Source organism: Streptomyces daghestanicus, from assembly GCF_020521275.1.
Classification (GTDB): Bacteria; Actinomycetota; Actinomycetes; order Streptomycetales; family Streptomycetaceae; genus Streptomyces; species Streptomyces griseoviridis.
Genome location: NZ_BNDX01000018.1, coordinates 747,590 through 774,312, shown reverse-complemented (window position 1 = coordinate 774,312; position 26,723 = coordinate 747,590). Strand labels below are relative to the sequence as shown.

27 protein-coding genes and 1 pseudogene are annotated in these 26,723 nt (G+C 75.1%); 17 read left to right on the top strand and 11 right to left on the bottom strand.

Annotated elements, in window-relative coordinates; all coding sequences use genetic code 11:
- Window positions 1-233: 233 nt before the first annotated feature.
- Window positions 234-581: a DMT family transporter gene (locus tag Sdagh_RS35990; protein WP_226536237.1), complete on the bottom strand. Its 348-nt coding sequence runs from the start codon at window positions 579-581 to the stop codon at window positions 234-236.
- On the opposite strand from Sdagh_RS35990, the pseudogene Sdagh_RS35985 reads away from it, so the two are divergent.
- A pseudogene (locus Sdagh_RS35985) lies at window positions 463-750 on the top strand (Lrp/AsnC ligand binding domain-containing protein); the annotation flags it as partial. The gene Sdagh_RS35990 and the pseudogene Sdagh_RS35985 overlap by 119 nt on opposite strands.
- 138 nt (window positions 751-888) lie before the next feature.
- Here the strand turns inward: Sdagh_RS35985 and Sdagh_RS35980 are convergent.
- The 3 genes from Sdagh_RS35980 to Sdagh_RS35970 are packed head-to-tail and all read right to left on the bottom strand — an operon-like array spanning window position 889 to window position 3,568.
- A complete protein-coding gene (locus Sdagh_RS35980) occupies window positions 889-1,560 on the bottom strand; it encodes a 3-oxoacid CoA-transferase subunit B (protein WP_226536235.1) in 672 nt (223 codons plus the stop codon).
- Window positions 1,557-2,225 (bottom strand): 3-oxoacid CoA-transferase subunit A, encoded by a 669-nt coding sequence (locus Sdagh_RS35975; protein ID WP_190011807.1) that lies wholly within the window; start codon window positions 2,223-2,225, stop codon window positions 1,557-1,559. The genes Sdagh_RS35980 and Sdagh_RS35975 overlap by 4 nt, the downstream gene beginning before the upstream one ends.
- The gene (locus Sdagh_RS35970; RefSeq protein WP_372478498.1) at window positions 2,222-3,568 is read right to left on the bottom strand and encodes a thiolase family protein; all 1,347 of its coding nucleotides are present in this window, start codon (window positions 3,566-3,568) and stop codon (window positions 2,222-2,224) included. Before Sdagh_RS35970 ends, Sdagh_RS35975 begins: the two co-directional genes overlap by 4 nt.
- Window positions 3,569-3,633: 65 nt before the next feature.
- On the opposite strand from Sdagh_RS35970, the gene Sdagh_RS35965 reads away from it, so the two are divergent.
- From Sdagh_RS35965 to Sdagh_RS35940, 6 genes are all read left to right on the top strand, one after another.
- Window positions 3,634-4,521, top strand: a complete 888-nt coding sequence (locus tag Sdagh_RS35965) for a LysR family transcriptional regulator (RefSeq protein WP_189422343.1) — start codon at window positions 3,634-3,636, stop codon at window positions 4,519-4,521.
- Window positions 4,522-5,490: 969 nt separating this feature from the next.
- A complete protein-coding gene (locus Sdagh_RS35960) occupies window positions 5,491-5,859 on the top strand; it encodes a Tat pathway signal sequence domain protein (protein ID WP_190011809.1) in 369 nt (122 codons plus the stop codon).
- A complete protein-coding gene (locus Sdagh_RS35955) occupies window positions 5,856-6,509 on the top strand; it encodes a class F sortase (RefSeq protein ID WP_189422339.1) in 654 nt (217 codons plus the stop codon). Before Sdagh_RS35960 ends, Sdagh_RS35955 begins: the two co-directional genes overlap by 4 nt.
- Window positions 6,506-6,997, top strand: a complete 492-nt coding sequence (locus Sdagh_RS35950; protein ID WP_189422337.1) for an RNA polymerase sigma factor — start codon at window positions 6,506-6,508, stop codon at window positions 6,995-6,997. The genes Sdagh_RS35955 and Sdagh_RS35950 overlap by 4 nt, the downstream gene beginning before the upstream one ends.
- Window positions 6,981-7,418, top strand: a complete 438-nt coding sequence (locus Sdagh_RS35945; protein ID WP_190011811.1) for a hypothetical protein — start codon at window positions 6,981-6,983, stop codon at window positions 7,416-7,418. The genes Sdagh_RS35950 and Sdagh_RS35945 overlap by 17 nt, the downstream gene beginning before the upstream one ends.
- A 156-nt stretch (window positions 7,419-7,574) precedes the next feature.
- The gene (locus tag Sdagh_RS35940) at window positions 7,575-8,024 is read left to right on the top strand and encodes a hypothetical protein (protein WP_190078130.1); all 450 of its coding nucleotides are present in this window, start codon (window positions 7,575-7,577) and stop codon (window positions 8,022-8,024) included.
- 58 nt (window positions 8,025-8,082) lie between these two features.
- Here Sdagh_RS35940 and Sdagh_RS35935 read toward each other — a convergent pair whose 3' ends face one another.
- Window positions 8,083-8,796 (bottom strand): GntR family transcriptional regulator, encoded by a 714-nt coding sequence (locus Sdagh_RS35935; RefSeq protein ID WP_189422331.1) that lies wholly within the window; start codon window positions 8,794-8,796, stop codon window positions 8,083-8,085.
- Window positions 8,797-8,890: 94 nt separating this feature from the next.
- On the opposite strand from Sdagh_RS35935, the gene manD reads away from it, so the two are divergent.
- The 4 genes from manD to Sdagh_RS35915 all read left to right on the top strand — a co-directional run bounded on the left by manD (window position 8,891) and on the right by Sdagh_RS35915 (window position 14,068).
- A complete protein-coding gene (gene manD / locus Sdagh_RS35930; protein WP_189422329.1) occupies window positions 8,891-10,099 on the top strand; it encodes a D-mannonate dehydratase ManD in 1,209 nt (402 codons plus the stop codon).
- 5 nt (window positions 10,100-10,104) lie between these two features.
- Window positions 10,105-11,550 (top strand): mannitol dehydrogenase family protein, encoded by a 1,446-nt coding sequence (locus Sdagh_RS35925; protein ID WP_190078129.1) that lies wholly within the window; start codon window positions 10,105-10,107, stop codon window positions 11,548-11,550.
- A 65-nt stretch (window positions 11,551-11,615) separates the two neighbouring features.
- Window positions 11,616-13,010, top strand: a complete 1,395-nt coding sequence (locus tag Sdagh_RS35920; protein ID WP_190078128.1) for an MFS transporter — start codon at window positions 11,616-11,618, stop codon at window positions 13,008-13,010.
- Window positions 13,007-14,068: an L-idonate 5-dehydrogenase gene (locus Sdagh_RS35915; protein WP_226536233.1), complete on the top strand. Its 1,062-nt coding sequence runs from the start codon at window positions 13,007-13,009 to the stop codon at window positions 14,066-14,068. Before Sdagh_RS35920 ends, Sdagh_RS35915 begins: the two co-directional genes overlap by 4 nt.
- A 97-nt stretch (window positions 14,069-14,165) precedes the next feature.
- Here Sdagh_RS35915 and Sdagh_RS35910 read toward each other — a convergent pair whose 3' ends face one another.
- On the bottom strand, window positions 14,166-15,056 hold the full coding sequence (locus Sdagh_RS35910; protein ID WP_226536231.1) for a helix-turn-helix domain-containing protein: 891 nt from the start codon (window positions 15,054-15,056) through the stop codon (window positions 14,166-14,168).
- Between the two features lie 123 nt (window positions 15,057-15,179).
- Here Sdagh_RS35910 and Sdagh_RS35905 point away from each other — a divergent pair, with 123 nt between their 5' ends.
- The 3 genes from Sdagh_RS35905 (at window position 15,180) to Sdagh_RS35895 (ending at window position 17,538) form a co-directional block, all read left to right on the top strand.
- Window positions 15,180-15,758 carry a non-oxidative hydroxyarylic acid decarboxylases subunit B gene (locus Sdagh_RS35905; RefSeq protein WP_226536229.1) on the top strand — a complete coding sequence of 193 codons (579 nt, stop codon included), beginning with the start codon at window positions 15,180-15,182 and terminating at the stop codon, window positions 15,756-15,758.
- A gap of 62 nt (window positions 15,759-15,820) precedes the next feature.
- A complete protein-coding gene (locus tag Sdagh_RS35900; RefSeq protein WP_189422322.1) occupies window positions 15,821-17,245 on the top strand; it encodes a non-oxidative hydroxyarylic acid decarboxylases subunit C in 1,425 nt (474 codons plus the stop codon).
- A gap of 41 nt (window positions 17,246-17,286) precedes the next feature.
- Entirely contained in the window at window positions 17,287-17,538 is a 252-nt protein-coding gene (locus Sdagh_RS35895; RefSeq protein ID WP_189422320.1) for a non-oxidative hydroxyarylic acid decarboxylases subunit D, read from the top strand.
- A 16-nt stretch (window positions 17,539-17,554) separates the two neighbouring features.
- Here Sdagh_RS35895 and Sdagh_RS35890 read toward each other — a convergent pair whose 3' ends face one another.
- Both Sdagh_RS35890 and Sdagh_RS35885 read right to left on the bottom strand, forming a co-directional pair.
- On the bottom strand, window positions 17,555-18,523 hold the full coding sequence (locus Sdagh_RS35890; RefSeq protein WP_189422318.1) for a TIGR03557 family F420-dependent LLM class oxidoreductase: 969 nt from the start codon (window positions 18,521-18,523) through the stop codon (window positions 17,555-17,557).
- A gap of 115 nt (window positions 18,524-18,638) precedes the next feature.
- Window positions 18,639-19,256, bottom strand: a complete 618-nt coding sequence (locus Sdagh_RS35885; protein WP_190078127.1) for a TOPRIM nucleotidyl transferase/hydrolase domain-containing protein — start codon at window positions 19,254-19,256, stop codon at window positions 18,639-18,641.
- Window positions 19,257-19,963: 707 nt separating this feature from the next.
- Between Sdagh_RS35885 and Sdagh_RS35880 the strand changes: the two genes are divergently transcribed.
- On the top strand, window positions 19,964-20,203 hold the full coding sequence (locus tag Sdagh_RS35880; RefSeq protein WP_226536227.1) for a hypothetical protein: 240 nt from the start codon (window positions 19,964-19,966) through the stop codon (window positions 20,201-20,203).
- A 39-nt stretch (window positions 20,204-20,242) separates the two neighbouring features.
- Window positions 20,243-20,914, top strand: coding sequence for a GntR family transcriptional regulator (locus tag Sdagh_RS35875; RefSeq protein ID WP_189422314.1), 672 nt, complete (start codon window positions 20,243-20,245; stop codon window positions 20,912-20,914).
- 11 nt (window positions 20,915-20,925) lie between these two features.
- On the opposite strand, the gene Sdagh_RS35870 is transcribed toward Sdagh_RS35875, so the two are convergent.
- Window positions 20,926-22,047, bottom strand: coding sequence for a lipid II:glycine glycyltransferase FemX (locus tag Sdagh_RS35870; RefSeq protein WP_189422312.1), 1,122 nt, complete (start codon window positions 22,045-22,047; stop codon window positions 20,926-20,928).
- Between the two features lie 183 nt (window positions 22,048-22,230).
- Between Sdagh_RS35870 and Sdagh_RS35865 the strand changes: the two genes are divergently transcribed.
- A complete protein-coding gene (locus tag Sdagh_RS35865; RefSeq protein ID WP_189422302.1) occupies window positions 22,231-23,091 on the top strand; it encodes an SCO6745 family protein in 861 nt (286 codons plus the stop codon).
- A gap of 29 nt (window positions 23,092-23,120) precedes the next feature.
- Here the strand turns inward: Sdagh_RS35865 and Sdagh_RS35860 are convergent, their stop codons facing one another.
- Together Sdagh_RS35860 and Sdagh_RS35855 are read right to left on the bottom strand one after the other, a co-directional pair.
- Window positions 23,121-23,828 carry a DinB family protein gene (locus tag Sdagh_RS35860; protein WP_189422300.1) on the bottom strand — a complete coding sequence of 236 codons (708 nt, stop codon included), beginning with the start codon at window positions 23,826-23,828 and terminating at the stop codon, window positions 23,121-23,123.
- Between the two features lie 105 nt (window positions 23,829-23,933).
- Entirely contained in the window at window positions 23,934-26,705 is a 2,772-nt protein-coding gene (locus Sdagh_RS35855) for a LuxR family transcriptional regulator (protein ID WP_189422298.1), read from the bottom strand.
- Between the last annotated feature and the right edge of the window lie 18 nt (window positions 26,706-26,723).

Here is a 26,723-nt window from a genome sequence, read left to right as displayed (position 1 = left end):
CCGGGCATGGCGGGCGCGTCGGAAGCGGGACTCCGGCACCGGGTCTCCGGCCTGCGGGAAACCGCGCCGGCTCCGGGGCTGGTGCGGGTGACGTACGGGGCCCGCCTCGGCGAGCGGCGGTCGTGGCACAGTTCGCTCTGGCGGAGCGGAGACGGGACGAGGGGTCCGGGTGGCGGCTGTACTGCCACCCCGGGCACCGTCCTCCCACCGATGCCTGACCGGCGTACGGCAAGTCAGGCCCGCCCAGTGGAGGGGCCGAGGTCCTCGGGGGACGGTGCGCGGCGGCGTGGCAGGGGTGGCAGGCAGGTGATGACCGTTCCGGCGAGGACCGGCGCGCAGCCCGCCCCTGCCGGGGCCGTCAGGTGCTCGTGCGGGAGGAGGACGCCGATCAGGGCCGCGGCGAGGGGTTCGGCGAGGCTGGAGGTGCCGGCCGTGGTCGCCCGTACGCGGGTCGGTCGCGCGGTGAACAGCCGGTGCGCGACGGCGGCGGCCGCCACGCCGAGCCAGGCGACCGGGGCGCCCTCACGCGGTGCCGGACCTCGACGCGGCCGGCCGGCGCAGGCGCTCCTCCCGGTGCGCATCCGGCCTCCGGCCCGGCCCGTCATCGAGGGGTTCCGCGAGTGGGCGGCGCGGCTGCCCGAGGTGATCGGACTCTTCGTCACCTCGGGCGGTCACGGCTTCCCGATCCACGTGGCCGTCCCGCACGTGGACAGCGTGCACGCCTTCGTGATCGGCCGTCGCTCCGAGCGCCGGGAGGTCGCGGACGTACGGACGACGACGGTCTACGAGCGTGTCCGGCCCCGGCGCACGGTCCACGAGCATGTCCCGTCCCGGTGCGTCGAGCCGGCCGGTGCCGACCGTCCCCCGCGCGGGGCGCCCGGCGGCGCCTCAGGCGGCGGGGAGCAGGGGCAGGCCGAGGCGGTCCGCGAGTTCCCCGACGGTGACGCCGAAGGTCTCCCGGACGGCGACGCCCCGCGGGGTGATGTCGAAGACGGCGAGGTCGGTGTAGATCCGGTCCACGCAGCGGAGTCCGGTCAGCGGGTAGGTGCACTCGGGGACCAGCTTGGGCGCGCCGGTCTTGGTGAACAGGGTCATCATCACGAAGACCTGCTTCGCCCCGATCGCCAGGTCCATGGCCCCGCCGACGGCGGGGATGGCGTCCGGCGCTCCGGTGTGCCAGTTCGCGAGGTCGCCGGAGGCCGAGACCTGGAAGGCGCCCAGGACGCAGATGTCCAGGTGGCCGCCGCGCATCATCGCGAAGGAGTCGGCGTGGTGGAAGTACGCCGCTCCGGGCAGCTCGGTCACGGGGACCTTGCCGGCGTTGGTGAGGTCGGGGTCGATCTCGTCGCCCCGCGCGGCCGGCCCCATGTTGAGCATGCCGTTCTCGGTGTGCAGGACCACCCCGGAGCCGGCGGGCAGACGGTCGGCGACCAGGGTGGGCTGGCCGATGCCGAGGTTGACGAAGGAGCCGTGCGGGATGTCACGGGCCACGAGGGCGGCCATCCCGTGCTTGTCCAGCGGGCCGCGCCCGGTGTCCACGGCGGGGGAATCGGTGGTCATGCGGTCGCCTCCTGCACCACGCGGTCGACATAGATGCCCGGCGTGATCACGGTCTCGGGGTCGATCGTGCCGGTGTCGACGATCTCGCGGACCTGGGCGATCACGGTGGTCGCGGCGGTGGCCATGACCGGGCCGAAGTTGCGGGCGGTCTTGCGGTAGACGAGGTTGCCCATGCGGTCCGCGCGGTGGGCGCCGATCAGGGCCACGTCACCCTTGATCGGGTACTCCAGGACGTAGGTGCGGCCGTCGATGACGCGGGTCTCCTTGCCCTCGGCGAGGAGGGTGCCGGCCCCGGTGGGGCAGAAGAAGGCGCCGATGCCGGCGCCTGCGGCGCGCATCCGCTCGGCGAGGCTGCCCTGCGGCACGACCTCCAGCTCGATCTTCCCGGCGCGGTACAGCTCGTCGAAGACGTGACTGTCGGCCTGCCGGGGGAAGGAGCAGACGACCTTGCGGACCCGTCCCTTAGCCAGCAGCGCGGCCAGTCCGGTGTCGCCGTTGCCGGCGTTGTTGGAGACCACGGTGAGGTCCGTGGCGCCCTGGCGGATCAGCGCGTCGATCAGGGCGACCGGCATGCCGGCCATGCCGAAGCCGCCGACGAGGACCGTGGCGCCGTCCTCGACGCCGGCGACGGCCTCGTCGGCGTCGGCGCACACGCGGGTGCTCATCGGGCGGCCTCCCTGCTCTGCCCGGCCGTGTTCCCGCCGGCCGCGTTCTTCCCGGTCGCGTTCTTCCCGGTCGCGTTCTTGGTCGCTTTCGCCGCGGTCGTGTGCCCGTCCGTCGCGTTCGCCCCGGTCACGTTCTCCAGGACGACGGCGAGGGCCTGGCCGACGCCGATGCAGATCGCGGCGACGCCCCAGCGGTCGCCGGACTCCTTCAGACGGTGGGCGAGCGTGCCGAGGATGCGGCCGCCGGACGCGCCCAGCGGGTGGCCCAGCGCGATGGCGCCGCCCTTGGTGTTGACGACGGCCGGGTCGATGCCCCAGGCGTCCACGCAGGCCAGGGACTGCACGGCGAACGCCTCGTTCAGCTCGACCGCCGCGACGTCGGACCAGGTGATGCCCGCGCGCTTCAGGGCCCGGTTCGCCGCCTCGACCGGGGCGAAACCGAAGTCCTGCGGGTCGAGGGCGGACGCGCCGCGTCCGGCGACGCGGGCCAGCGGGGCGGTGCCGACGCGCTCGGCGGCGGCCCCGGAACCGAGCAGCACGGCCGAGGCGCCGTCGTTCAGCGGCGAGGCGTTGCCCGCCGTGATCACGCCGTCGGGGCGGAACGCGGGCTTGAGCCCGGCCAGCTTCTCGGGGGTGGAGCCGGGCCGGATGCCCTCGTCGCGGTCGAGGACGCCGCCCTCGGCGTCCGTCTCGACCGGTACCACCAGGTCGGCGTAGAAGCCGTCCCTCCAGGCGGCGTCGGCGAGCCGGTGGGAGCGGGCGGCGAACGCGTCCTGCCGGTCCCTGGGGATGCCGAAGCGCTCGGCCAGCTGCTCGTTGGCCTCGCCGAGGGAGACCGTCCACTCCTTCGGCATGCGCGGGTTGACCAGGCGCCAGCCGAGCGTGGTGGAGACGGCGGTCACGTCCCCGGCGGGGAAGCCGCGGGCGGGCTTGGGCAGCACCCAGGGGGCCCGGGTCATCGACTCCACGCCACCGGTGAGCACGATGTCGGCGTCGCCGGTCTCGATGGCGCGGGAGGCGATCATCGCCGCGTCCAGCGAGGAGCCGCACAGCCGGTTCACGGTCGTGGCGGGGACGGAGGTCGGCAGTCCGGCCAGCAGGACGGCCATCCTGCCGACATTGCGGTTGTCCTCGCCCGCGCCGTTGGCGTTGCCCCAGACGACGTCGCCGATCCCGGCCGGGTCCAGCCGCGGGGTCCTGGCCAGGACGCCCCGGACGGCGAGCGCCGCGAGGTCGTCGGGCCGGAGACCGGCGAGGGCCCCGTTGAACCGCCCGAAGGGTGTTCTTGCCGCTGCGTACACGTAACTGTCGGTCACGCCCTCACGGTAGGGGTGACGGCTCATCGCGTCCAAGACCTAATCCGGATCAATTCATAAGCCCCACTTATCACTCGCGGTAGGCTGGCGCCATGGAACTCCGCCAGGTCCGCTCCTTCCTCGTCCTCGCGGAGGAGTGCCACTTCGGGCGCGCGGCGGCCCGGCTGCACGTCGCGCAGCCCGCCCTGTCCCAGCAGATCAAGCAGCTGGAGCACGAGCTGGGCACGCCGCTGTTCCACCGCTCCACCCGGCACGTCGAACTGACCGAGGCGGGCCGTCAGCTGACCGGGTACGCCCGCACCCTGGTCACCGAGGCCGAGCGCGCCCGCGTGCACATGGCGGAACTCGCCACCGGCCACAGCGGCCGGGTCTCCGTCGGCTTCATCGGCACCGCCACCTACGACGTGCTGCCCCGGGTCGCCCGTACCGTACGGTCCCGGCTGCCGGGCATCACGCTGGACCTGCGCGGCGAACTGCTCAGCCCACAGCTTGTGGAGGGCCTGCTGACCGGCGCCTACGACCTGGCCGTCTCCCGGGCCGGCGCGGCGGACACCGAGGGCGTGCGGACCACGCCGCTGCGCGCCGAACCGCTGGTGGCCGTCCTCCCGGCGCACCACCCGCTGGCGGCCGGCCGGGAGGTCCCGCTGGCGGCGCTGGCCGGGGAGCCCTTCGTCATCCATCCCTCGCAGCCGCGGTCCGCGATGTACGACCGCGTCCTGGCGGCCTGCGAGCGCGCCGGTTTCCGGCCGGACTCCCTCGTGGAGGTCGGCGAGACCGCGACCCTGGTCGTCCTGGTGGCCGCCGGGCACGGGGTCGCGCTGGTGCCGCGGTCGGTGCAGAGCCTGCGGCTCGACGGGGTGACGTACGTGCCGCTCGCCGAGACGGAGACCGTCGGCCTGGTCCTGGCGCGCCGGGCCCACCGCAACTCACCGGCGACGGAGCAGGTCGCGTCGGTGATCGAGGAGTGCGTACGCGGCTGACCCGACGCGGCGCCGGGACCCCTCCTCCTCCCCCCGCCGGGCCGGGTTCCGCCGCCGTCTCAGCGAGCGTGGACGTCATGTCCGCATCCGGTACGTCCCGTCCGCCGCCGCTCGCGGCGGTCGCGGTGCCGTCGCGGTGGTTCCCCGTCGCCGCGCTGACCGGTCCGGGGCTGTCGGCGCTCGCCGATCTGTTCGGCGTCGTCGCCTGGGCGCACCGCCGGGCGGCCTTCGGCGGGGACTCCGCTTTCCCCGCGGCCGTCCAGGGAGGATCTGGACGCGGCGCTCTCGCCGTACGAGACGGCGGCCCGCCCGCGGACCGTCGTGTTCCTGCCGCGCGCGGTCGTCTTCGTCACCTGGTTCCTCCGGATGCGCCGGGCCGCCGGGTACGGACCGGTTCCGCGACGGCGCCGGCCGGGCCCTCGCGGCCCGCGTCGTCCCCGTGGCGAACCCCTGGCTGCCGTACCGGGTCAACTTCGACGGGTGGAGCGCCGCCACCCCGCTGCCGCCCGGGGGACGAGAACCGCGAGGTGCGGTTCTGGCCGCTGAACCTGTGGTGGGGGCTGGCCGTCCCCAGCGCCGTCGCCGGCCGGTTCGCGGGACCGGCGTCGGGTCCTCGCGGGCGGTGGGCGGACGGGCTGACGCCGTACTGGTCCCCGACGCCCTCCGCGTCCCGGCCGCGGCCGCCGCCGCGCACTTCGCCGTGCGGCCCACCGCGACGCAGCGGGAACACGGCCCGGTACGCCCCTGCGGCAAGCCGGCCGGGAGCACACCGGTCCCGCTCCGACCTCACGCACTCCCCGGGTGCCTGGCCACCCGGCAGGTGGCGGCGCTTGCCACCGGGACCGGCCGCCCCGCACGACGACTTTGCCATCTCTTTACAACCCGTTCCCCCGCTGCCCCGTCTCTCCCGTCGATCCCCGATCCGCCCCGCCGCGCCGTGCGGCCGGGCACGACGAGAGAGAGCGACCCATGCAGCGTTCCGCACGCCGTACCACCCTCGGTTCCCTGGCCCTCGCCGGCACCGCCGTCCTGGCCGGCGCCGTACCCGCGTTCGCCGCCACCGCGACCCCGAGTCCCGTCCCGGCCGAGAGCCAGGAGCCGACGACGGCGCCGTCCGCCGCCACCGGGACGGTGGCTCCCGAGCCCGCCGCGACGGTGGCCCCGGCACCCGCCCAGGGCCAGGTCTCCGTCGTCCCGTCCGGTGCCGCCGACACCGGAGTGACGGCGGCGGACGGCGGACCGGGCGCCGCCCCGGCCGTCGGGGGTGCCGCCGCCGCGGCCCTCGTGGGCGGCGCGACCGTCCTCGTCGTCCGCCGCCGTCGGGCGAACGGGGCGTGAGCGCGTCCTCCAGGCGGGCGCTGCTCACCGGGGCGTCGGCCGCCGCGGCCTGTCTGCTCGCCGGGTGCGGCGGCACGGGGACACCCGGCCACGGGCCGTCCGGGGACGGCCGTACGGCGGGGCGCCCGTCGCCGGCCGGCCCGTCCGGGGAGCCGGCGCGGCCGGCCGCGGGCGCCGCCCCGGTGCGGCTGCGGGTCCCGGCGATCGGGGTGGACACGCCCGTCATCCGGCTGGGGCTGGAACCGGACGGCACCGTGCAGGTGCCGCCGGTCACGGCGCACGACCGGGCCGGCTGGTACGCGCACTCGCCCGTCCCCGGCCGGACCGGCCCCTCGGTCCTCCTCGGCCATGTCACCGTCGGCCCGTACGGCGACGGTGTCTTCCGGCACCTGGACCGGCTGCGTCGGGGCGACCGCGCCGAGGCCCGCCTGGAGGACGGCACGACGGTCGCGTTCGAGGTCACCGCCGTGCGCACGGTGGCGAAGGCCGACTTCCCGACCGACGACGTCTACGGCGACACGGGCGGCCCGGAGCTGCGGCTCATCACCTGCGGCGGTCCCCGCACCGGCGACGGCTACGCCGACAACGTCATCGTCTTCGCGGCGCGGGTCCCCGCGGCCCGCTCCTCCCACGACCCAGGAGCCCGGTGAAACGCGCCCGCGACCGGGCGGCGTCCGAACTGTTCGCCGCCCTGTACCCCCGGCTGGCCGGCTGGTGCCGCCGGCTCGTCGACGACGACGGCACCGCCCACGAGATCGCCTCCGAGGCGTTCACCCGGCTCTGGGCCCGGTGGACGTCGGTGGAGGAGCCGCGCGGCTTCCTCTACGTCACCGCCGCCAACCTGGTCCGGGACCACTGGCGCCGGACGGAGCGCGAGCGCAGGGCCGTGCGCCGGGTCACCTCGGAGGCCGCCGTACGCCCGCACACCGAACAGGAGGACCCCTCGGTGCGCCTGCTGGTGCAGTCGCTGCCCGAACGGCTGCGGGTGCCGATCCTGTTGCACTATTACGCCGACATGCCGGTCCGGGAGGTGGCCGCGCTGACCGGGCGGAAGGAAGGGACCGTCAAGTCCGATCTGCACGCGGCCCGGGAACTGCTCCGCGTCCATCTGAGGAGAAGCCTTGACCACACGTCTTGAACAGGGCTGCGGCGAGGACCCGGAGTCCGGGACCGACGACCCCTTCCTGGTGATCCTGCGCCCCTCTCCCGGCTACCTCGCGGCCCCGCCGGGCCACTACGAGAAGATCCGCCGTACGGCGTCCCGGCGCCGGCTGGCGCGCGCGGCGGCCGGCGCCGCGCTGGCCCTCGCCGCCGCCGGTCTCCTCGCGCTCCCGTTCCGGCACCCGGCCCCCGAGGGGCCCGCCGCGCCGACGGTGCCGATGGCTCCGCCGGCCGTGACGACACCGCCCCCGGCGGACCGGACGGCCACCCGGGCGCCGGACGATCAGAGTCCGGCCGTACCCGTGCCGTCCCGGCCGCCGGCCTCGCGGGAGGTACCGCGGCCGGAGGAGTCGGCCGTGCCCACCACCGGGGCGGCGGCGGACGACGGCGGGGCCTGACGGGCCTCCGCGCAAGATCACCGGAAGCCGTCCGTCCGCGGCCCGCGTCCGGATACCTTCCGGTCCATGACGGACACACGGCACACACCCGACGCACACGACCCGCGCACCGACACCCCATCCCCCGGTCGGGCCGGTCGGTTCAGAAGACGCGCGGTGGCCGCCTTCGCGGGAACGGCGGCCCTGGTCGCGCTGAGTTTCGGCATGGCCTTCGCCGCCGCCTCCGACGAGACCCCCGCGACGGGCGTCGAGTCCCCGAGCGAGGCTCCGACCTCGGACGCCGGCACGACGGACGGGGGAACCGGCGCGGCGACCGACGGCGGAACCGACGGCGGCTCCGGTGACGTCGGCGGCACGGGCGGCGCCGGGGACGGCCCGAGTCCCACCTCCACCGAGGTGACCGACGACCCGGTACCGCCCACCGACCCCGGCGAGGGAACCGTCCCGCCCGACCCCTCCGACGGTCCCGCGGACCCCGGCGATCCCGGCGTTCCGGACGACCTGGACGAGCGTCTGGCACGGCTGGAGGAGAAGGTCGACCAGTTGCCGACCAAGCGCGAACTGGCCGACGCCCTGCGCGCCTTCGCCGACGAGCTGGAGGAGTAGCCCCGCGCGGGGTCCCGGGCCGGTCAGCGGCCCGGGACCCCGCGCCCTGGACCCGCGCTCACTCCCAGACCACCACGCTGCGCCGCACCGGCACCGTCGACGGGTCCGCCGCGAACAGCTCCGGCGCGTGCGCGCGGATGCGCTCGATGTCGTTGAAGACGGCCCGCAGATGGCCGCGCATCCGCGCGCGGGCCAGCGGCACGTCCCCGTCGGCGACCGCCGCGAAGATCTCCAGGTGCTGGTCGGCGAAGACGGCCGGCGACTCGTGGCCGTGCAGGCCGAGCCGGCGCGCCCGGTCCAGGTGGCCCTTGGCGGCGGCGACGGTGGTCCACGCGTTGCCGTGGCCGCTCAGCCGCAGCAGCCCCTGGTGGAACTCCTCGTCCAGGGCGAAGAACTCCTCCAGGCCGAGTCCGCCGGCGCGCTGGCGCTCCAGGTTGTCCCGCAGCTCCGCCACGATGTCGGTGTCGAGCCGCTCGGGCAGGTCCTCCAGGGAGGCCAGCTCCACCGCCTCGCGCAGGAACTGGGCGTCGGCGACCTGCGCCGGGTCCACCCGGGACACGAACGACCCGATCTTCGGGAAGACCTGCACCAGCCCCTCCTGGGCGAGCAGGATCAGGCTCTCGCGCACCGGGGTGCGGCTCACCCCCAGCGACGCGGCCAGCTCGTTCTCCGACAGGGCGGCGCCCGGGGCGAGTTCCAGGGTCAGGACCATCTGGCGCAGCTTGCGGTAGATGTCGCGCCGACTGGTCCGCCGCCCGTTCGATTGAGGCATGGACCCATCCTACGTACCTGCGGAAAGGGCCTTGCCCCTCTGCACGACAAGTGCTTGTATACAAGTACTGCACGACAGGATGGAGCCGTAACAAGTGAGTACGATCGAGCGGGCCGAGGTGTTCGTCTCCTCCCCCGGGCGCACGTTCGTCACGCTGCGCGTCACCACCAGCGACGGGGTGACCGGGCTGGGCGACGCCACGCTCAACGGCCGGGAGCTGGCCGTCGCCGCCTATCTGCGCGACCACGTGGTGCCGTTGCTCATCGGCCGGGACCCGGCCCGCGTCGAGGACATGTGGCAGTTCCTGTACAAGGGCGCGTACTGGCGGCGGGGCCCGGTGACGATGACGGCGGTCTCGGCGGTCGACACGGCGCTGTGGGACATCAAGGGCAAGGTCGCGGGCCTGCCCGTGTACCAGTTGCTCGGCGGCCGGTCCCGCGACGGCGTCCTGGTGTACGGGCATGCCAGCGGGACCGACGTGCCCTCCCTCCTCGACGACGTCGAGCGCCATCTGGAGCTGGGCTACCAGGCGGTCCGGGCCCAGGCCGCGGTGCCCGGCGTCGGCGGCACCTACGGGGTGCGCAAGGGGACGATCTACGAGCCCGCCGCGGCCGACCTGCCGGAGGAGCAGCCCTGGGACACCGAGGCGTACCTCGGTTTCGCACCCGGATACCTGGAAGCGGTCCGTGAGCGGTTCGGCTTCGGCTTCCACCTGCTGCACGACGTGCACCACCGCCTCACCCCGCTGGAGGCCGCCCGGTTCGGCCGGAGCGTGGAGGCGTGCCGTCTGTTCTGGATGGAGGATCCGACGCCGGCGGAGAACCAGGAGGCGTTCCGGCTGATCCGGCAGCACACCACCACACCGATCGCGGTCGGCGAGGTGCTGAACTCGATCTGGGACGTCCAGCACCTCATCACCGGGCAGCTCATCGACTACGTGCGCACGACCGTCGCGCACGCGGGCGGCATCACGCATCTGCGGCGGATCTTCGACCTGGCGGCGCTGTACCAGGTGCGCACCGGTTCGCACGGCGCGACCGACCTGTCCCCCGTCAGCATGGCCGCCGCCGTCCATCTGGACGTCACCGTGCCGAACTTCGGCATCCAGGAGTACATGGGGCACGCGGCGGAGACCTTCGAGGTGTTCCGCAGCGGGGTGACCTTCGCCGACGGCCGTCTGAACCCGTCGGACGCGCCGGGCCTCGGCGTGGAGTACGACGAGAAGGCGGCCGAGCGGTTCCCGTACCGGCGGCGCTATCTGCCGGTCGCGCGCCGCCTCGACGGCTCGGTGCACGACTGGTGAGCGCCATGGAACCACCGCGGCTGAGCCGTGCGGCGCTGGCCGGGCTGGCGCCCGCGCTGCGGCCGGCCGTCGATCCGCGTGACCTGCGCGCCCGTGTCGTGCACTTCGGGCTCGGTGCCTTCCACCGGGCGCACCAGGCGGTCTACACCGAGCACGCCGCCGCCCGCTCCGGTGAGCCCTGGGGCATCGCCGCGGTCGCGCCCCGCTCGGCGGAGACCGCGCGCGCCCTGCGCGCCCAGGACTGCCTGTACTCGCTCGCCGAGCTCCGGCCCGAGGGGGAGGTCCGCCGGGTGGTGGGGTCGGTCGTGGCCGCCCTGGCGATGGGGCCGGACGCGGGGGCCGTCGACGCGCTGCTCGCCGATCCGGACGTGACGGTGGTGACGCTGACGGTCACGGAGAAGGGGTACCACCGCTCGCCCGCGACCGGCGGCCTCGACCTCACCGCCGCCCCGGTGGCGGCCGACCTCGCCGCGCCGCCGGACGGTCCGCTCACCACCGTGGTGGGCCGGCTGGCGGCCGGGCTGGCCGCGCGGACACGTGCGGACGCGCCACCCCTGACCGTGGTGTCCTGCGACAACATGGCGGACAACGGCGCCGTACTGGGCCGGGTGGTACGGGACTTCGTGCGGGCGTCGGCCTGGCCGGACCGCGAGACGGTGCTGGAGCGGCTGGCCTCGGCGGTGTCCTTCCCGGCGACGGTCGTGGACCGGATCGTGCCCGCGACCGGGGAGGGCGACCTCGCGGCGGCCCGTGCCGCGCTCGGTGTGCGCGACGCGCTGCCGGTGTCCGGCGAGCCCTACCGGCAGTGGGTCCTGGAGGACTCCTTCGCCGCGCCCCGGCCGCGCTGGGAGACGGACGGCGCCCTGTTCGTGCCGGACGTCGCGCCGTACCAGCTCACCAAGTTGCGGCTGCTCAACGGCTCCCACTCGCTCCTCGCCCACCTGGGCCTGGCGGCCGGCCACGGCACCGTCGCCGACGCCATGGCCACGGGGTGGGGCGAGACGGCGGTCCGGGCGCTGTGCGCGGAGGTCGCCCCGACCCTCCCGGCCGGCGGCCCCGACCCGGCCGGGTACGCCGGTGACCTGGTCGTGCGGTTCCGCAATCCGGCGATGCGCCACCTGCTGCGGCAGATCGGCTCCGACGCCTCCCTGAAGATCACTGAGCGCTGGCTGCCCGCCCTGCGCGCGCTGCGCGCCCGGGGCACGGCCACGCCGGTCCTCGAACTGGCCCTGGCCGCCTGGGCGTACGGCACCCGGCCCGGCGGGCCCGCGCTGCCCGACCCGGCGGCCGGGGCACTGGCCGCCTGCTGGGACCGGGCCGGCCGGCCGGCGGACACCGTCCGCGCGCTGCTGTGCCGGGTCGGCGCCGCCGACCTGGCCGAGGACACCGCTCTCACCGGAGCGGTCGCGGACCGGCTGCCGGCGCTGCGGGCCGGCCGCGTCGAGTTCTGAACCGGCCCCTCGCCGCCTCACCGACCCTCCGACACATCACCGTCCCCCGAACAACGGAGTTCACGATGAAGGACAGTGCCGTCTCCGCGGAGCAGCCACGCGCCGCGGAGCGCACCACGGGCGACCTGGCCCGGGCCGCCGTCTCGGGCTGGCTGGGCACGGCCATGGAGTTCATGGACTTCCAGCTGTACTCACTGGCCGCCGCGATCGTCTTCAACAAGCTCTTCTTCCCGGACGTCAGTCCCGCCATCGGCCTGATCGCCGCGATGGCCACGTACGGCGTCGGTTACGTCGCCCGGCTCGCCGGTGCCGTCTACTTCGGGCGGATGGGCGACCGGATCGGCCGCAAGCGGGTCCTGTACCTGACCATCCTGCTGATGGGCGCCTCCACGACCCTGATCGGCGTGCTGCCCACCTACGGCACCATCGGCATCATGGCGCCGGTGCTGCTGGTGGTGCTGCGGCTGATCCAGGGGTTCGGGGCGGGCGCCGAGATCGCCGGGGCGACGGTGCTGCTCGCCGAGTACGCCCCGGCGAAACGGCGGGGCCTGATCTCCTCCCTGGTGTCGCTCGGCACCAACTCGGGGACGCTGGCCGCCTCCGGGCTGTGGGCGGTGCTGCTGGCCGTGCTCAGTGAGGAGCAGTTGCTGTCCTGGGGCTGGCGGCTGCCGTTCCTGCTCAGCTTCGGGCTGATGGTCTTCGCGGTGTGGCTGCGCCGGGGCCTGAAGGAGAGCCCGGTCTTCGAGGAGCGCCCGGACGTGGTGGACGGGGTCGCGCTGGCCCGCGAGGAGGTCGAGTCGGCCGCCGCCGAGGCCGGCCCCGAACGGGGCGGTGTCCTGGCGGCCGGTGTCCGCCAGCGCAAGGGCAGGGCCTTCTTCCTCGCCCTCGGGCTGCGGTTCGGGCAGGCGGGGAACTCGGGGGTCGTCCAGACCTTCCTCGTCGGCTACATCGCCACCAACCTCGCGGTCGGCCGGTCCGTGCCCACGGACGCCATCGTGTACGGCTCGCTGCTGGGCTTCGCCACCGTGCCGCTGGTCGGCCTGCTCGGCGACCGGTTCGGGCGCCGGGTGCTCTACCTGGTGCTGACGGCGCTGACCGTGGTCCTCGCCTTCCCGGTGATGCTGCTGATCACCTCGGGGACGACACCGGGCGTGATGATCGGCATGGTGCTCGGGCTGAACGTCGGGGTGCTCGGCCTGTTCTCGCTGGAGAGCGTGACGATGGCCGAACTCTTCGGCGCCCGCACCCGGTTCACGCAGCTCGCCCTCGCCAAGGAGATCGGCGGCATCCTGGCCACCGCGATCGGTCCGGTCGTGGCGGCCACCCTGACGGCGGTCACCGGCAGTTGGTGGCCCATCGCGGCGATGCTCGTCGTCTACTCGCTCATCACCTTCGTCAGCGCGTATCTCGCGCCCGAGACCCGCGGCCGTGACCTGGTCCGCCTGGAGGACGCCGTATGACCGCCACCACCTCGCAGCACGGCACCATGCGGGCGGTCGTGGTGCACGGGGCGGGAGACGTACGGGTCGACACCCGGCCCCGCCCGGTGCCCGGCCCCGGACAGGTGCTGCTGGCCCTGGAGTGGGGCGGGATCTGCGGCTCCGACCTCGCGTACTGGAGGAAGGGCGCCTCCGGCACGGCGGCGCTCGCCCATCCGCTGGTGCTGGGGCACGAGGTCGCCGGCCGGGTCGCCGCGCTCGGCCCGGGGGTGACCGGCCTGTGCGAGGGTCTGCCGGTGACCGTGCATCCGGCGCGGCCCGTGGGTGACGGAGCGCTGCCGGACCGGATCGCGGGCCGCACCAACCTGTATCCGCAGGTGCGCTACTTCGGCTCGGCGGCGTTCACCCCGCACACCGACGGCGGGTTCAGCGAGTACCGGGCGGTCGACGCCGACCAGGTCAGGCCGTTGCCGGACGGGGTGGACACCGAGCGGGGCGCACTCGCCGAGCCCCTGGCGGTGGCGCTGCACGCGGTGGGCCGGGTCCCCGCTCTGCGCGGCCGGACCGTCCTGGTGAACGGCGCGGGGCCGATCGGCTCGCTGGTGGTGGCCGCCGCCCGGTACCGCGGCGCCGGCCGGGTGATCGCCGCCGACCTGTCGTCCTCCGCGCTGGCCGTCGCCCGGTCGATGGGCGCCCAGGAGACCCGCGACCTCTCCCGCGGCGAGGCACTGCCCGAGGACGTGGACGTGGTGTTCGAGGCGTCCGGCGCCCCGGCCGCGCTCGGCGCGGTGCTGCGGGCCACCGCCCGGGGCGGCACCCTCGTCCAGGTCGGCAACCTGCCCGGCACGCCCGTCCCCGCCGTCCTCGGTGACCTGGTGACCCGGGAGATCAGCTGGATCGGCTCGTACCGTTTCGTCGAGGAGATCGACGACGCGCTGCTCGCGCTGCGGGACGGGGTGGACGTACGCCCGCTGATCACCCACCGGTTCCCGCTGGAGCGGGCCGAGGAGGCCCTGTCGGTCGCCGCGGACCCGGCCGCGGGCAGCGGCAAGGTGCTGCTGCGGCTGTCGGGCGGCTGAACCCGCCCCCGCCGTCCGGTGCCCGGGGCGTCGCGGTGGGCGCCGTGAGACCGGCCCGCGTTCCGGGCACGCCGGCTCCGGTGCCGGCGGTGGTGTGTCAGGGTGCCGTCCCCCGGGCCGCCGCCCGGAACCGCAGCGGGGTGCGCCCGTCGTGCCGGCGGAAGAACGCTCCGAAGTCGGCCGGGTCGGTGAATCCGAGATGCCGGGCCACGTCGGCGGCGCCGAGGTCGGTGTGGACCAGGAGCCGCTTGGCCTCCAGGACGATCCGCGCGTCCAGGTACGCCTTGGCGGTGGTCCCGGTCGCGGCGAGGGTGGCCCGGGTGAGGGTGCGGGTGCTGTAGCCGAGGCCGGCGGCGTAGTCGGCGACCCGGTGGGTGCGGGTGAAGTCCCGCTCCACGGCGGCCCGGAACCGCTCGAACGGCCCGTCCCGTCCCGGCGCCGCCGCCGCGCTCCCGGGTGCCGCGTGCGCCAGCCGCAGCAGCAGGACCGAGAGCAGTGCCCGCAGCGCCTTGTTGTGCGCCTCCAGCGGCATCGCGCCCATGTCCGCGTACTCCGCGACGAGATGCTCCCGCGCCAGGTCCACCAGCCGGGCCCGCGGGCCGGCCGGCCGCACGGGCACCGTCACCTCCGGCGGGTCGTCCGGGACGAAGCCGGGCCGCCAGATCACGATGACACCGTCCGCGACCTCCCACGGGCCCTCGGGCCCGGCCGCGTACTGGTGGACCTGCCCGGGGCGCACCCACAGCCAGCCGCCCGGCGGGACCACGTGCCGGGTGAAGTCCACGGTGTGCTCCAGCGGCGCGGAGCCGGGGCGGACGTGGATCAGGTGGTGGAAGGCGGGGCGCTGCGGGGCCGACAGGTCGATGCCGCGCCGCCGTCCGCGGGCCCGCAGCTCCGCGAAGTCGACGACGTCCATGCCGATCGGCGCGCTCAGCGCGGGCCGGTACGCCACCTCGGTGATGGTGACGGCCCCTGGCTCCTGTCCCATCGCGGCCCGCTCCTGTCCGATTTTCCCCATCGCTTGTCCTCAGCGTACCGCCGTCGGCCAGCAGGGCCTCCTAGCGTGAGCAGGGAACGGATCGGGAGCTGACCGAAAAGGGACAGGTGTGCCGTGCGGGTGATCGTGGCGATGACGGGGGCCACCGGTGCGCCCTTCGGGGTGCGGCTGCTGGAGCGGCTCGCCGAACTGCGGGACGTCGAGACCCACTTCGTCGCGAGCCGCTGGGCCCGGGCCACCGTCGAGCTGGAGACCGGGCGGACCATGCGGGAGGTGGCCGCGCTGGCCGACGTGGCGCACTCGCCCGAGGACCAGGGCGCCACCCTCTCGTCCGGTTCCTTCCGCACGGACGGCATGGTCGTGATCCCGTGCTCGATGAAGACCCTCGCCGGCATCCGCGCCGGGTACGCGGACGGTCTGGTCGGCCGGGCGGCGGACGTCACGCTGAAGGAGCGCCGGCCGCTGGTGCTGGTGCCCCGCGAGACGCCGCTGAGCGAGATCCACCTGGAGAACATGCTCGCGCTGTCCCGGATGGGCGTACGGATCGTCCCTCCCGTGCCGGCCTTCTACAACCGTCCGGAGACGGTGGACGACATCGTCGAGCACATCGTCTCCCGCGTCCTGGACCAGCTCGGCCTGCCCGCCGCGGGCGCCCGCCGCTGGACCGGCCTGCGGGCCGCCCGCGCTTCCTGACCCGCGCTTCCTGACCCCGGCCGCGCCCCCACCACCAGCCCGCCCCACAGGAGGAGACCCCCATGCCGTACGACGATCTGCGCTCGTTCCTCGACACGCTGGAGAAGGAGGGACAGCTGCTGCGGATTCCGGACGAGGTGCTGCCGGAGCCGGACATCGCGGCGGCGGCCAACGCCGCGGGCCGGATCGGCGAGGGGGCGCCCGCCCTGTGGTTCGACCGGGTCAAGGGGTTCACCGACGCCCGGATCGCGATGAACGTGCACGGGTCCTGGCGCAACCACGCCCTCGCCCTCGGCATGCCGAAGGAGACCTCGCCGCGCGAGCAGGTCGAGGAGTTCGCCCGCCGCTGGGACGCCTTCCCCGTGCCGCCCGAGCGGCGCGCGGACGCGCCCTGGCAGGAGAACACCGTCACCGGCGGCGACGTCGACCTCTTCGCCGTCCTGCCGCTGTTCCGCCTCAACGACGGCGACGGTGGCTTCTACCTCGACAAGGCGGCCGTGGTCTCCCGCGACCCCGCCGACCCGGACCACTTCGGCAAGCAGAACCTGGGCACGTACCGCATGGAGGTCATCGGCCGCGACCGGCTCGCCCTCCAGCCGGTGCCGGTGCACGACATCGCGCAGCACCTGCGCACCGCCGAGGAGCGCGGCGAGGACCTCCCGGTCGCCATCACCCTCGGCAACGACCCGGTGATCCCGATCGTCGCGGGCATGCCGCTGCGCTACGACCAGTCCGAGTACGAGATGGCGGGCGCCCTGCGCGGCGCGCCGATGCCGATCGCCACCGCGCCGCACACCGGTCTGGACGTCCCCTGGGGCGCCGAGGTCGTCATCGAGGGTGTCGTCGAGTCCCGGGTGCGGCAGATCGAGGGGCCGTTCGGCGAGTTCACGGGGCACTACTCGGGCGGCCGGCGGATGCCCGTCATCCGGATCGAGCGGATCTCGTACCGCTCCCGGCCCGTCTTCGAGTCCCTGTACCTCGGCATGCCCTGGACGGAGTGCGACTACCTGGTCGGCCCGAACACCAGCGTGCCGCTGCTGAAGCAGCTGCGGGCCGAGTTCCCGGAGGTACGGGCGGTCAACGCGATGTACACCCACGGGCTGCTGGTGATCATCTCCACGGCCAAGCGGTACGGCGGTTTCGCCAAGGCGGTGGGGATGCGCGCGATGACCACGCCGCACGGCCTCGGCTATGTCTCGCAGGTCATCCTCGTCGACGAGGACGTGGACCCGTTCGACCTGCCGCAGGTGATGTGGGCCCAGTCGGCCAAGGTGAACCCGAGGGAGGACGTCCTCGTCCTGCCGAACCTGTCGGTGGTGGAGCTGGCGCCCGCCTCCCAGCCGGCCGGCGTCACCAGCAAGATGATCATCGACGCGACCACCCCGGTCGCCCCCGACGTACGCGGCAACTTCGGCACGCCCGTCAAGGACCTGCCCGAGACCGCCGCGTGGGCGGCCCGGCTGCGCACGCTGCTGGCCACCCGCTGAGACCCGCCCCGTCACCCCTCCCCGGAAAGGACCCGTCGCCCATGACCGCCCCGACCGCTTCCCCCGCCGTGTGCCCCCGCTGCTCCGACGAGGCCGTCCGCACCGTCGCACACTCCCCCGTGCCGGACGTGTGGGAGGTCCTCCAGTGCGCCCGCTGCCTGTACATGTGGCGCACCACCGAGCCCGCCCGCCGCACCAGCCCCGGCGCCTACCCGGAGCGGTTCCGGATGACCGCCGAGGACATCGCCACGGCCCTGGAGGTTCCGGCGGTGCCGCCGCTCGCCGCCCGCTGACGTACCGCCCCCTGGGTCAGGAGGGCCGCAGGCGGCGCAGCGGCTCCTGGAGTTCGCGCTCGTAGAAGTCGATGAAGCCGTCCGGGTCGGGCCCGGCGTTCTGGAGGACCAGCCGGTCGAAGCCGGCGTCGACATAGCGCTGTGCCGCCGCCAGGTGGCGGTCGGGGTCGGGGCCGCAGGCGAACTTCTCCAGGACGTCCTCCTCGCGCACGGTGGTGGTGGCCGCGTCGAAGTTGACCGGGTTGGGCAGTTCGCTCATCACCTTCCAGCCGGTCAGTGCCCAGCGGGAGGTCCGCAGCGCCTCCCGCGCGGCCGTCCGCTCGTCCTCGGCCCAGGCCATGGGCACCTCCGCGTACCCGGGGCCGGAGCCGCCGGCCACCCGGTAGTGGCGGACGATCGACGGCTTGTCCTCCGTGGCGAAGAGCCCGTCGCCCAGTTCGGCGGCGATCCGCGCCGAGTGCGGGCCGCTCGCGGCGACGGCGATCAGCGGGAGCCGCTCGGGCAGGTCGAAGACCCGGGCGTCGGCCAGCCGCAGGTACCTCCCGTCGTACGAGCGGTAGCCGCCGCGCCACAGCAGGCGGATGATCTCCAGCGCCTCGCGGAGCAGCGCGTGCCGTTCGCGGACGGTGTCGGGGAAGCCACGGCCGACGACGTGTTCGTTGAGCCGCTCGCCGGAGCCCACCCCGAGGACGAACCGGCCGTCGGAGACGAGGGCGAGGGTCGCGGCGGCCTGCGCGACGATCGCCGGGTGGTAGCGGACGGTCGGGCAGGTCACCCCGGTCACCAGGCCGATGCGCTCGGTGCGGGCGGCGATCGCGCCGAGCACCGTCCAGGTGAAGGAGGAGTGGCCCTGGACGTCGAGCCAGGGGTGGTAGTGGTCGCTCATCTCGACGAAGTCGAAGCCGGCCGCCTCCGCGCGGACGGCCTGCCGGATCAGTTCCCGCGGCCCGAAGGCCTCGGAGGCCAGTTTGTAACCGATGTCCATGCCCCGACCCTGGCATCCGGCGCGGCCGGGGCCGGGCGTACGCCACGGGCGCGGGTGCCGTGTGCCATCCGAATGGCGGGCCGCGCGCCCGCCGGTGCGTGGTGGTGACGGCGTGTCAGACGCCGGCGAGCAACGCGGCGAGCGGGGCGGGGACGCGGTCGGCGTCGCACGCCTTCGCGAGGACCCGGCCGTAGCGGATCTTGCGGCCCTTCTTGGTGCCGAGGAAGCGGCGGAGCTGCTGCCGCGGGGTGCGGTCCCGCTGCGCGGGCTGACTGAGGAAGGTGCGCAGGGCGCGCAGGTCGCCCTCGGCCCGGACGAGTTCCGTCACCCGGCTCTCGCCGAGCGCGCGGATCAGTTCGTCCTCCAGGTCGGCGGCGCACACGAAGAAGCCGTGCCGCGCGGCGCCGGCCCGCTCCAGACCGCGGAGGTACCAGCCGTGCTCCCGTTCGTCGCAGAGCCCGGCCAGGCGCAGGCCGAGGCCGGGCGGGCCGAGCAGGCCGGCGTAGCGCGCGATGTTCATCGCCCCGCCCATGGCCAGGACGCAGATGCCCTCGGCGGCCAGGTCCCGGCCCCGGCGCTCGGCCAGTGCCAGGACCGCGGCCACGTCGCTGGGCCCTTCGAGGAGCACCGCCGTGCGGACGGGCAGCCGCGCGGCCAGTTCACGGACGGGGCCGTCGGCGCCGCCGACCGCCCACGCGGCCACCGCTTCCCGGAACGCCCCCATGTCGGTCATGGGACCAGTCTCCGTCCTTCCGCGTCGGGCTGGTAGGCGTTTTCCGGGAAGCGGCGCCGCGGCGCCGGTCAGCTCACCGTGATCCGCTCGATGTCGGGTGCCCGGCCGGAGGGTTGGCGATGGTGAGGGGCGTTGCCCGTGCCGCTGTCCAGGGTGAGGGCGAGGGGCGAGGGTGACGGTGCCCGGTGTGGTCCGGTCGGCGGTGGGGCCGAAGGAGACGGTCCGGGCGGTGCCGTCGCCCACCCGTACGGTGGCCGAGCGGGCCTCCGCGGTCGGGTAGTGCAGCGTCACCTGCCGGGTGCCGCCGCTGCCGCCGTCGCTGTCACTGTCACTGTCACTGTCACTGTCACTGTCGCTGGCGCTGTCGCGGAAGGTGAGCGACGCGCCGTTGCCGAGGAGCCGACCTCGGCGCCGCCGGAGCAGCCCGCGCAGCCGGCGACCACGGCGGTGCCGGTGAGGGTGTTGCCGGCGGCCTCGGCCCGTAGGAGGCGGTGCCGGTGCCGCCGCCGGACCCGACGGTCATGGCGCCCAGGGCGAGCCACCCGTCGGCGTTCCTGCCCGGCGTCGGCGAGGCGGAACTTCTCGGCCTCGGCGCTGATGTCCTCCAGCGGGTCCTTGGCCTTCATGACGAGCCGCCGCGACGGGGACCGGGAGGCGCGGCGGGCGGTGCGCCGCTACCCCCGGGACCTCGCGGTGGGGCGGCGCTGGTGCTCGCCCCGGACCCGCAGGCCGTCCTCTACGGCGGCGGCCTCTCCCGCTCCGCCGACGTGGTCCTCGACCCGCCGCACCGTGAGCCGACCAAGCACTGTCTGCGGCTGCCGGAGCCGCGCGCCTCCGCCCTGGGCGACGAGAGCGTGGCCCTGGGGGCGGTGCGGCTCGCCCTGGACGAGGTCGACAGCAGGCTGCTGAGCGACGGGCTGGCGGCGCCCACGGCACCGCGGCGGTAGCGTCGCCGGGGCCGGAGAGCGGCTGTCTATCCTGGGGCCATGACTGCGACGGCCCCCACCCCGGTCCCGGCGGGGAAGCGGATGCTCTCCGAGCAGGTGCACGCCCAGCTGCGGGCCGCGATCATGCGCGGGGAGCACTCCCCCGGCGACGCCCTCAAGCCGCAGGAACTGGCCAGGGAGCGGGGCGTGAGCCTGGCCGTGGTGCGCGAGGCGCTGGTGCGGCTGGTCGGTGAGGGCCTCGCCGACCGGCTGCCCAACCGGGGGTTCGCCGTCCCGGCCCACTCCGACCGCCGCTGGCAGGAGATCGCGGAGGCCCGCAGGACCGTCGAGCCGGTGGTGCTGCGGCTGTCCGTCGAGCGCGGCGACCTCGAATGGGAGGCCCGGGTGCGGGCCGCCCACCACCGGCTGGCCCGCACCCCGGCGTTCGTCCCCGGGGAGGGCGAGCACTACAGCGACGCGTGGGCCGAGGCCCACCGGGTCTTCCACCGGGCCCTGCTGGAGGGGTGCGGCAACCCGGTGCTGCTGGAGACCTTCGACCGGATGTGGACGGCGAGCGAGCTGGCCCGCCGCTGGTCGTCGCGGCGCGCCCCCGGCCGGGACGGCGCCGGGGAACACCGCCTGCTGGAGCGGGCGGCCCTGGCCCGCGACGCCGACACCGCCGCCGAGGTGCTGGCCCGGCACCTCGCGCGGACGGCGGCCGCGCTGGCGTAGGCCCGGGACGGTCAGCGCCGGGACAGGTACAGACCGAGCGCCTTGTGCAGGACCTTGTTGAGCGGGTAGTCCCACTCGCCGGCGTACTCGACGGCCTCGCCGCCGCTGCCGGCCTTGAAGCGGAGCAGTCCCAGCAGGTGGTCGCTCTCGTCCAGGATGTCGGTGATGCCGCGGAAGTCGTAGACGGCGGCGCCCTGTTCGTGGGCGTCGCACAGCATGCGCCACTGGAGGGCGTTGTTCGGCTGGACCTCGCGCTTGCGGGCGGTGGAGGCGCCGTAGGAGTACCAGACGTGCTCGCCGACGGTCAGCATCGTGGCCGCCGCGAGGGTGTCGCCGTCGTGGTGGGCGAGGTAAAGCCGCATGCGGTGGGGGTCCTCGGCCGTCAGGGCGGACCACATCCGCTGGAAGTAGGGCAGGGGGCGGGGGACGAACCGGTCCCGTTCGGCGGTCTCGGTGTAGAGGGCGTGGAAGACGGGCAGGTCCTCGGCGCCGCCCTCCACGACCTTGACGCCGGCCTTCTCGGCCTTCTTGATGTTGCGCCGCCACTGCTGGTTCAGTCCCTGCCGGATCTCGTCCAGTGACCGGCCGGCGAGGGGGACCTGGAAGACGTACCGGGGCTGGCCGGCCGCGAAGCCGTCCGCGCCGCCCGGCTCGGTGCGCCGCCAGCCCGCCCGGCGCAGCCGGTCCACGACGCGGAGGCCGTCGGGGTCCTGGGCGGTGGCCTCGACGTCCGCCAGGCGCGCGGCCCGGGGGTCGGCGATGGCGGCCTTGACGGCGTCGGCGCTCCAGCGGCGGGTGACGACGGGCGGGCCCATCCGCACCGAGAAGGCGCCGCGCCGCTCGAGGTGGGCGAGCATCGGCTCCAGCCACTGCTCCAGGTCCGCCGCGGCCCAGTCGATGACCGGCCCCTCGGGCAGATAGGCGAAATACCGCCGGAGCCCCGGCAGGGGCCGCAGCAGCACCAGGCCGGCGCCGACGAGGCGGCCGGCCCCGTCGAACCAGCCCAGGCTCTCCCCCCGCCAGTCCGGCTTCACGTCCCCCCAGGAGGGGACCTGGAGGTGACTCACCGAGGGCCGGGTCCCGGTGAACGCCAGATGCTCCTCACGGGTGATCACCTTCAGGCGGTGGCTCATGGGCGGCACTCCTTCGTCCGGGCGCCCCACGCTACTGAGCCACACCCCCGCTCCCCCGTCACACACGGCCGGCCACCGTGACGTTCCCACCCCCCGCCCCATATCGACGATGATAAGGATAATCGATTATCTGTTACCGTGCTCACGGCTTGCGCGATCCGCAGGCTCGCGACATCTCAGGAGATGACCATGGACATGACCGCCGGCCGCCGCTGCCACCACGCCGTCAGCCCGCTGCACACGGCCCAGTACTTCGCACCGGAGCCGGCGGAGGAGTACGCCGCGCTCGGCCTGTCGACCGGGTCCATGTCCTACCTCGCCGGCCGGGCGGCACCGCTCGGCGCGGTCGGGGCGGGCACGGTCGCGGCGGTGTTCTACAACTTCAGCCCCGGGCACGTGGCCCGCTTCCTCCCCGCGGCCTGGTCCGTCGCCGCCCCCGAGGCGGTGCTCGCGGCCCGGACACGGGGCGCCGACCGGGCCCTGCGGCGGCTGCTCGGGGAGGAGATCTGCGCCTCGGAGGAGATGGCCGAGGCGGCGGCGCTGGCACTGCGGGCGGCCGAGGGCGGCCACGTCGAGGGCCGCCCGCTGTACGCCGCGAACGCCGTGCTGCCCGTGCCCGGCGAACCGCACCTGGCGCTGTGGCACGCCGCGACGCTGCTGCGCGAACACCGGGGGGACGGGCACCTCGCCGCGCTGGCCGTGGCCGGTCTCTCCGGCATCGAGGCGCTGGTGCTGCACAACGCGACCGGGGAGACGGTGACGTCGGCGGTGCTCCGGCAGACCCGTGGCTGGTCCGCGGAGCAGTGGGCCGCCGCCGGGGACCGGCTGCGCGACCGCGGGCTGCTGGACGAGGCCGGGGACGTCACCCCGGCGGGCGCGGCGCTGCGCGCCGACGCCGAGGCGCTCACCGACCGGCTCGACGCCGCCCCCTACGACCGTCTGGGCCCGGCCGCGACCGCGCGGCTGACCGAGCTGGCCGAGGGTTTCACCCGGATCGCACGGGAGGCCGGCGCCTTCCCTGCGCGGCTCTACGGCAAGGGCTGAGACGGGCGCCCGGAGACGGCCGGGCCGGCTCAGCCCCGCGCGCGCCAGAGGTCGCGGAGCAGGGCGATCTCGGCCATGTGGTGGATGAACTGGAGGTCGGCGCCGGCCGGCACGTCGACGAAGCCGTCCCCGGAGTGGGAGCCGTACGGGTAGCGGGAGAAGCCGACGGTGTCGAGCTGTTCGTCGGCCACCGAGGCCACGCCCGCGCGCCACCGGCCGACCGTCTCCCGGAACCGGTCCAGCGCCGGTGCGGCGTGCGGGCTGAAGTCGACCATCCGCCTCGGGTCGCGGCGCCGTTCGCCGAAGGCCCACTCCCACGCGCCCGCGCGGCAGGAGTGCGGGTGCCCGAGGCGCCAGGCGATGGTGGTGACCGGCGCCGGGCCGGTCACCGCCGGGGCGGCCCCGGCGAGGACCTCCTCGACCCGCTCGACGCCGACGCTCCAGTCGTCGGCGATCCTGGCGGCGGTCGTGCCGCTCGCGGCCTGCCGGGCGACCTCCGCGTACTCGCTCGCCGGGATGTCCGGGGCACCCAGGCCGAGGACCCACTGCCCCGGCCCGTACGCACGTGGGGTCACGGCCTCTTCCCGGCGGCGCACCGACCAGCGGCCGGGGACCGGTTCCCCCCGGTACTCCTCGTCACCGAGGCCGGCCAGCCGCACCCGGGCCACCTCCCCGGCGTGGTCGAACTGGCCGAGCACCACCTCCCGGCGGCCCGTCCCGCTGTTCCCGCCGCCCATGCCCGGCCCTCTGTCGTGGTCGCGTCCCGTGCTCCGCGGAAGGTAGCGGTCCGCCGGGCGGGACGCGACCGGGTTTCCGTCGTACGGCTCGGACGGGTCCGGCCGTCACGGCAGTTCGCCGGCGAGGATCGCGGAGGCGAGTTCGACCCGTGAACGGTAACCGGTGCGTTTGAAGAGCCTGCCGAGCCGGCCCTCCACGCTCTTCTCGCTGGTGCCGAGCACCACGGCCAGTTCCCGGTTGGTGAGCCCCTCGGTGACCAGGGTGGCGAGCAGCCGCTCGTTCTCGGCGACGACGCTGCTGCGGCGCGGCGCGATGACCTCGTGCTCGCGCATCAGGTTCCGCAACTGCGCCCTGCGCAGCAGCGCGTCGAGTTCGCCGTAGAGCGCGTACGCCTCGTGCAGCAGCGAGGCGTCGGCCAGTCCGTGCCGGACCACCGTGCCGATCGTGTCGGCCTGTTCCAGTGGCAGGCCGCGCCGCCGGGCCAGCCGTACCGCCTCGGCCGCGCGGGCGCGGTCGTGGTGCGCCACGGCGGTGGCGAGCAGCCGGCACAGCCGGGCCCGGCCGGTGCCGAGCAGCTCCGCGACCCGGCTCACCTCGTCCACGCACCGCCGCGCCGCGGCCGTGTCGCCCGCGGCCAGTTCCGCCAGGGCCATCGCCAGCCACAGTTCGTCGGTGCCGACGACCAGTCCGCGCCCGGCGGCCAGGGCGAGCCCGTCGGCGACGACCCGGCGGGCCCGGTCGGCCGCGCCCAGGCTCTGGTCCAGGTACGACTCCGGCGCGGAAAGCAGGTGCAGCATCACGGGCTGCACGGTCCGCGCGCGCTCGATCACCTCACGGGCCCGCGCCAGCTGGCCGCGCGCGCCGAGGATGACGCTGGTCTCCCGGCACACCTGGGTGTGGACCGGCAGGTCGCCGACGGAGAGGCCGGTGGCCAGGCTCGCCCGGGCCAGCTGGAGCGCCGGGTCCCAGCGCCCGGCCTGGCCGTCCGCCACCACCCGGTCCGGGACCGGCCGGTACCCGACGAGCAGGTGATGATCCGTCAGCAGCCGTTCCGCGCGATCCGGTTCACCGAACCCCATGAGGACCCGGGCCAGCTGCGACAGGCGCTCGAAGCGGTGCCGCGCGCCCTCCGTCCACAACGGGTACCGGGACGGGTCCGCGACGGCCAGGTCGAACGCCCCGGTCCGGCCGAGGTACGCGCCGAAGCACTCGTGCATGAGCTGGCCCAACGCGGCGACGACAACGTTGTCCCCGCTCCAGTCGTCCCGCCGCGCCGCGAGGTGGTCGTCCGCCTCGCGCCAGCGGTCCAGGTGGCACAGGGCGATGCACCGGGTGACGATCCGGTGTCCTTCCCCGCCCGGCAGCGAGCGCCAGCCGCCCTCGCAGATCTCGGTGAGCGCCGCGGTGTCGCCCATCCCGCCCAGGGCGCTGACGTAGACCAGTTCCATCTCCAGCAGTTCCTCGGGGGTGACCAGGTCGGCGTGGGCGGACAGGACCGTCCACGCGCTCTCCATCGCCTCGGCGTACCGCAGGTGGATGCAGCAGGTGGAAGCGTGGGCGAGCAGCCCCTGGACGCGCTGTTCCGGCTGGGTGATCAGGTCGATGGCGGCGCGCAGCCAGCGCTCCGCGCAGTAGCCGTCGGCCAGCATGGCGGCGCTGCCCTTGTCGAGCAGTTCGGCCGAGGCCCGCCCGGGGTCCACGAAGCGGCCCGCGGTGACCAGTTGCTCGGCGAGGTACCGGTCGTCCGCGACGGCCTCGCCCGCCCAGATCGCGGTGACCGCCAGCTGGGCGAGTCTGCGCCGCTCGTACGGTCCGAGGCAGGTGGTCAGCGCGGAGGCGAGCAGCGGCACCCGGAACCGCCAGTGGCCCGGTCCGGGCCCGTGCCGCAGGACCTCCTCGGCGTACAGCTCGTCCAGCGCTTTCCGCACGGCGGTCTCGTCCGCGCCCACGGCCTCGGCGATCAGCCCGGTCGCCGCGGCGCCCAGGGGGTGCAGGACGGCCACCGCCTTGGCCACCGGCCAGACCCAGCCGCCCAGTCGGCGCAGGTACTCGACGGAGGGCAGGTCGGCGGGGAGCGCGGGCGGCCAGTGCGGGGAGGTGAGGTAGGCGTGCCGGTCGAAGACGCGGAGCGAACCGCCGCGCTGGTGTCCCGCGAGGGCGGTGAGCACGGCGGTGGGCCGGCCACGGCACTCCCGGCGCAGATACGCGAGCAGCGCAGGCGACGGCTCGGCCTGTAATCGCCGGGTGACCAGGGCGCGGACCTCCGCTTCGCGCAGCGGACGCAGCGGTACCACCTCGGCGAGGCCGGCGGCGCGCAGCCGGTCCGGCGTGACGCCGTCGCCCGGGCCGGCCGGTGCGAGGCGGAGGGCGCAGACGAAGGTGACCGGGCCGCCGGCCAGGTGCCGGATCATCGGCAGCAGTACGGCACGGGAGTCCGGGTCGGTCCACTGGACGTCGTCGACGAGGACGGTGAGCTTGTCGCGGGTGGTGAGCGCCGCGCGCAGTTCGGCGGCGAGCCGGCGGCCGGTGTCCGGCCCGGGCGGCGCGGCGGCGGTCTTCGCCGTGGACCTGAGGACGGTGGCCCGGTCGCGGGCGTCGAGTTCGGCGCCGAGGCGCGAGGCCAGGGAGTAGGGGCGGTCGCGCTCGTTGCGCGCCAGCCGCAGGGTGAGGGTGCGCAGGCCGCGCGCCGTCAGTTCCTCGTCGACGGCGTCGAGCACCGCGCTGCGCCCGACGCCGGCCGGCCCGGTCAGCAGGATCAGCGGAGCCGCGTCCGGTGAGGTGGCGAGGTCGACGACGCGTGTGACGGTGGCGTCACGGCCGAACAGTACGCGCGCCGGCCGATCGGAATCGGCCTCGCTGTGCCAGTTGTTGACCACCGTGTCAGTATGCCCGGC